Below are 5,703 nucleotides of genomic sequence, written 5' to 3'. Positions count from 1 at the left end.
AGAAGTGACGTGGCGATCTCAAGGTAAATCTTCTTTTTTTGTTTTTATAAAACAATTGTTTGTTGTTAAGAAGGAGATTGCCACACATTTCTTCGAAATGTTCGCAATGACAAGAAAAAAACGCAATGACAGGGCAGAAACAAAATAGGAGATTGCCGCGCCTTCCAAAGGAATGCTCGCAATGACAAGAAAAAAACGCAACGACGATGAAACTGTCGGCCCAAAGTAGTATATACGATGACAGGAAAAACTGTTATTTTACTTCCTAAATTCTTTTACTCATCTTTGATTCTCTCTTGCTCTAATCGTGAAGTGAATCGTGAAGTAAATCGTGAAGTAAATCGTGAAGTTTACTCGAGAACATAGTAAAGACCCCCGCCTTTACCTTTTGGAATAATTATATCCAGCACTACAAGTTTATTTATCTCGTCTAATGCTCCACGGTTTGAAAGATTAAACATTTTCCTCACATCTTTATTTGTTATCTTTCCATTCTTTTGCATAAATTCAATTATTTTCATTTGCTTTTCTGTTAGAGCTACTTGCCCATGTTGCGATATTTTTCCTTTTTCCAGAGAGAGGTGGAGAACTTTCTTTTTTACCTGTGATATGGAGAGATAAACTCCGTCCGTAAAATATTCAAGCCATTTAGTGATGTCAAGTTTGTGTTGATCAACACTTTTTAGTGCATTGTAATATGCTTTTCTATCGCTATCATAATAATCATCCAATACAAAGAATCTTTTAATGTCAAACCCTCTAAGGTAAAGAATAAGAGTTGCAAGTGCTCTTGCAGTTCTACCGTTTCCATCAACAAATGGATGTATTCTTACAAACTCATAATGAGAGATACCCGCAACAAGTACAGCATGCAGTAATTTTGACTCTTCTGAATTGAGCCATTTTAGAAACTGATTTGTAAGAGAGGGCACTTCTTTTGCACCTGGTGGCGTAAATATTACTTCTCCTGTATTCTTGTTTCCTACATATACTTTAATTTTCCTGTATTCTTTCTCCCAGGCAGGGTCATCAAGCGTGTTTTTTGTTATATCATTGTGCATTTTTAAAAGCATTTTCTCTGTGATCAGGTTCTTCTCATGATATTTTTTTATATGTTCAAGGACATCTAAGTAGTTTAGCACCTCCTGTTTTGCTTTTCTTGATGCTATTACTTTTCTTCCTTGAGCAAGCATAATTTTTTCCTCAAATGTGAGAGGGTTTCCTTCTATTGCAGTGGACGCATGTGTTGCCCTGAGAAGTGCTTCTCTTCTAAGAGATACTTCCCACTTGGGTACAAGGTAAGAATTTAAAATAATCCCCCTTGCCGCAGTAATTTCAACAAGGTTGTTTACAATTTTATTTGTATAATTAAATTTTGGTTTTAACATCTCCCGCTCCTTTATTAATTGTATAAAGTCTAATATTTAAAAAAGGTATGTCAAGAATGGCCCTCTTTGTCACTGCGAGGAACGTAACGAAGAGAAGTGACGTGGCGATCTCAAGGTAAATCTTCTTTTTTTGTTTTTATAAAACAATTGTTTGTTGTTAAGAAGGAGATTGCCACACATTTCTTCGAAATGTTCGCAATGACAGGACAGAGGCAAAAGATGAGATTGCCACAGGGCAAAAAACTGCCCTTCGCAAAGACCCGTAATGACGAAGAAGAAGTGCAAGGACGCTCTACTTTCGTCATCGCGAGGAACGTAACGAAGAGAAGTGACGTGGCGATCTCAAGGTAAATCTTCTTTTTTTGTTTTTATAAAACAATTGTTTGTTGTTAAGAAGGAGATTGCCACACATTTCTTCGAAATGTTCGCAATGACAGGACAGAGGCAAAAGATGAGATTGCCACAGGGCAAAAAACTGCCCTTCGCAAAGACCCGTAATGACGAAGAAGAAGTGCAAGGACGCTCTACTTTCGTCATCGCGAGGAACGTAACGAAGAGAAGTGACGTGGCGATCTCAAGGTAAATCTTCTTTTTTTTGTTTTCCTAAAACAATTGTTTGTTGTTAAGGAGGAGATTGCCACACATTCGGCTCGCAAAGACCCATGATGACGAAGAAGAGGCAAAAGATGAGATTCCGGATCAAGCCCGGAATGACCCGTTTTTTTGTCACCCTTGAGCGTTTTTTTGCGAAGGGTCTCTGTTTATTTGAGGGGGGTGGAAAACACCCCTCAATGTTTCCCCAGAAAAAGCAGAGATATAAAAACAAAGACGAGATTCTGAGACAAGCCAGGAATGATAAGATAAAAAAGCGTGCACAATAAAAAATTTAATAGACAAACAAAAAAATATTCTCACTCCGTTTGGAGACTTCTGTTAATTTCTCTGTGAATCCTGATTTGGAGAAAAATCCAAAATAGCGATGCTCTGCCTTAGAAAATTTATTTGCTTTTCTTTTTGAATCATTTAATACATTCATTCCCAGTTTCTTTTTTCTCCATTTGCACTCAAAAAACATAAACTCATTTTTGCTATTATAAGCAACAACATCAATTTCATCACTGCTGTCCCACCACCGTCCAATTCTCTCAGCTTTAAATGGGAGCTTATTTTCTCTATTCAATTCTTTAATCTTCTGTACACATATGTCTTCAAAAATAAATCCTGTAAAGCTATCAAGGTCGGGTTTTATTTTTTCTTCCCATACATAATTGACATCACCTTCCTCAAGGTAGCTAACATTTGGATAAACGTATCTGAACCAAAACCTGAAAAATGGATCATTTAAAATATAAATACCTTTCCGTGACTTATGGGGTTTTTCCTTGGTGATGGGTAATTCTCTTCTTACAATGCGCAATTCACGTAGTACTGCAATATATTTGTTAACTTTGTAACTGGGCTTTATTCCTGTATCTTGAACAATCTCATTTAATTTTGTTTTCCCAGAGGCTATTGCTTTCAATATCGAAAAATAAAGAGAGGGCTCACGAAGCTCTTCCATAAGAAGAAATCTTGGTTCATTATAAAGAAAAGCATTTTTGTTTAGAATTTCTGTTTTTACATTTTCTGCTAATGCATTTTTATCGGTAATCTTTTGAAGATACGCAGGTGTACCACCTGCTACAGCATATGCATATACCCGCTCCTCCTTTGAATATTGTGGAAAGAAATATTTAAGTTCTTTAAAAGGTAAGGGCTGGAGGAAAATTTGAGCTGTCCTTCGTCCAAACAGAGGACTTCTGCTACTCAATATTTCTTTTTCCATAAAACTCAGATAAGAACCACAAAGCACAAGAGAAATATGCTTTTCCTTTGATTTCTCATCCCAAACTTTTTGTAGAATGGAAGGGAGAGCAGGATTACTGACACAAAGGTATGGAAATTCATCTATAATGATATGGACCTCGCTTGCCAAATGTTCAAAAACATATCTCAACAAAGACTCCCAGGAAATAAAAGGCTGCGTTTGCAAAAAGGAATCGCCTGAAATGTGGTATATTTTTTCAGTAAACTGCCTTAACTGTTCTTGTTCAGAAGAAAGATCTGCCGAAAAGAAAAGATGTTTTTTTCCCTTTGCGGATTGCCTGAGTAGCTCAGTTTTTCCTATTCTGCGCCTACCATAGAGAATAATCAACTGAGCATCCTTTTTTTGGAATAACTTTTCCAAAAGATTAAGCTCTTCTTTTCTATCTACAAACATCATTGCACCTCCAGCTATTTGTATACTTTAAAGTATTATACTCTAAAGTATACTATTTTGCAATAAGAGAAGGGAATAAATGTAGAGATTGCCGCGGACTTCTACGAAGTCCTCGCAAAGACCCGTAGTGCCAAGGAAAAGAGCGCAGTGATAAAGAAAAGGAACTCAATGATGCTCTTTTTGTTCTTGCGCAATCTATTAAAGCATCACCCATGGTACAGCAAAAATATTTGAAGAAAGTCTATAAACTTTGTCTCCATTGTATATTACTATTCCTCCTACCGCATTGGGGTTTGCACTGAGAAAATAAAGTATGTTCCGAATATCACTGTAATTAACCTTGTTACTGCATTTTACCTCTACTGGCAAAATTTTTCTTCCATATTCTAAAACAAAATCGATCTCTTTTTCTTTTTCTCCTCTTGTTCTCCAGAAGTAAATTCTCATTTTCCAGATATCTGCAAGTGTAAGAAGATTTGCTAAAATCATACTTTCAAACAAATGGCCTTTGAATTTTTCATCTATTGCGCTTGAGTTTCTATAACCTACCAGGTGTGTTGCTATTCCCGTGTCGATAAAATATCCTTTAGGTGTTTTAGTAATGCTCTTTGATTTAATTTTTGTAAATGGCCTGAGTCTAACAAATAAGTGAGATGCTTCCAGCAGATTTATGTATCTATGTACTGTTGGCTGACTTATTCCCGTATCTCTTGATATGCCTGTTTGTTCAACGATGGAACCTGTTCTTAAAGCAAGCAATTCCATCACATTTCTAAAATCTCCCAGCGAGGCTATGTTTGATAAATCTCTTAAATCCCTTTCAAGATATGTTTTTACATACCCGTTCCACCACATTGAAATTTCTTCCGGATTTTTTAATTTTAATACAGGCGGCAAGAATCCTTTGAATAGCATTTGCGTAGTGGATAATTTTTTTTTCTACTGGGTATTCTCCTTTAAACATATTTAAAAGCCAGTAAGGTGTCTCTTTTCTTTTTGACTCGGAAAAAGTAAATGGATAAAGTGTGAAGTATGTTGCCCGCCCCGCTAAAGTTTCGGAAATATTTTTTAACAACAGGAAGTTGGCTGATCCTGAGAGTATAAAGTGCCTGCCTTTTTCGTTATCTACTATTTGTTTGGTTGCGGACAAAACTTTTGGAACTCGTTGTGCTTCATCTATAATGATATTTTTCCCGGAGGAGAGTATTGGCGAGGGATCTTTTTCTGCCTGAGTAAGTGTGTCAAGATCATCCATACTGAAGTATTTATAATTATTGAAGGGCAATTCATTTCTTAATAAAGTTGTTTTTCCTGTTTGCCGTGCACCTGTAAGGATTAATACTTTTGATACATTTAGAGCTTTTCGCATTTTTGCTGCAGCCCATCTCTTTTTATATATTTTATTTACCATATTATTCACCTCCTGAATAGAATCTATTCATATCTTGAATAAATTATAGCATTATCTTGAAAAATTTAAAGGCAAACTGTAAGTACTTTTTTATGTATTTTTAAAACCATTGTAATTGTTGTGCTTTATGCAAATCGTTAATGTCAGAGATTATTTTTAAGTAAAGGAACACATTCCCCTCAAGACTCCTTTTTAAAAGCAAAAACATATAAAGAGAAAAGAGTATAAAAAAATGGAAAAGTATAAAAGCAAAAAAGGTAAAAGAGGGGATTCTTCTGTCGCTACGCTCCATCCAGAATGACTCTCTCTGTCACTGCGCTCTTTTCCTTGGCACGCATTACGCCAAGTTGACTAACGGGAGCGTGGCAGTCCCATAGTAATATTACTTTAAATTTTGTTTTTATAAAACAATTGTTTGTTGTTAAGGAGGAGGTTGCCACACCTTCGGCTCGCAAAGACCCATGATGACGAAGAAGAAGTGCAAGGACAAAGAAAAGGCAAAAGAGTCTGCAATAAAAAATGGCAGTTCAATGGTGAGGGAGGAACATAAAATTACTCTAAGGCCCGAGTTATCAAGGAAACAACGTCTGGTTTTGCTAAAGCTTTTTTGATCTCTTTCAAAGGAATAGAAAGGAAGGCATCCA

General features: G+C 36.1%; 5 protein-coding genes. 1 reads left to right on the top strand and 4 read right to left on the bottom strand.

What is annotated here, in order from left to right; genetic code table 11:
* Positions 1 to 350: 350 nt before the first annotated feature.
* Complete coding sequence (locus U9Q18_05855; GenBank protein ID MEA3313882.1) at positions 351 to 1,388, bottom strand: Fic family protein; 1,038 nt, start codon at positions 1,386 to 1,388, stop codon at positions 351 to 353.
* 662 nt (positions 1,389 to 2,050) lie between these two features.
* On the opposite strand from U9Q18_05855, the gene U9Q18_05850 reads away from it, so the two are divergent.
* A complete protein-coding gene (locus tag U9Q18_05850; GenBank protein MEA3313881.1) occupies positions 2,051 to 2,269 on the top strand; it encodes a hypothetical protein in 219 nt (72 codons plus the stop codon).
* A gap of 5 nt (positions 2,270 to 2,274) precedes the next feature.
* On the opposite strand, the gene U9Q18_05845 is transcribed toward U9Q18_05850, so the two are convergent.
* The 3 genes from U9Q18_05845 to U9Q18_05835 form a co-directional block, all read right to left on the bottom strand.
* Positions 2,275 to 3,651, bottom strand: coding sequence for an ATP-binding protein (locus tag U9Q18_05845; GenBank protein ID MEA3313880.1), 1,377 nt, complete (start codon positions 3,649 to 3,651; stop codon positions 2,275 to 2,277).
* Positions 3,652 to 3,846: 195 nt separating this feature from the next.
* Entirely contained in the window at positions 3,847 to 4,503 is a 657-nt protein-coding gene (locus U9Q18_05840) for a DUF4143 domain-containing protein (GenBank protein ID MEA3313879.1), read from the bottom strand.
* A complete protein-coding gene (locus tag U9Q18_05835) occupies positions 4,469 to 5,059 on the bottom strand; it encodes an AAA family ATPase (protein ID MEA3313878.1) in 591 nt (196 codons plus the stop codon). Before U9Q18_05835 ends, U9Q18_05840 begins: the two co-directional genes overlap by 35 nt.
* Positions 5,060 to 5,703 lie beyond the last annotated feature (644 nt).

The organism is Caldisericota bacterium, assembly GCA_034717215.1.
Taxonomy (GTDB): domain Bacteria; phylum Caldisericota; class Caldisericia; order Caldisericales; family Caldisericaceae; genus UBA646.
This window is presented reverse-complemented; position numbering and strand designations above follow the sequence as displayed.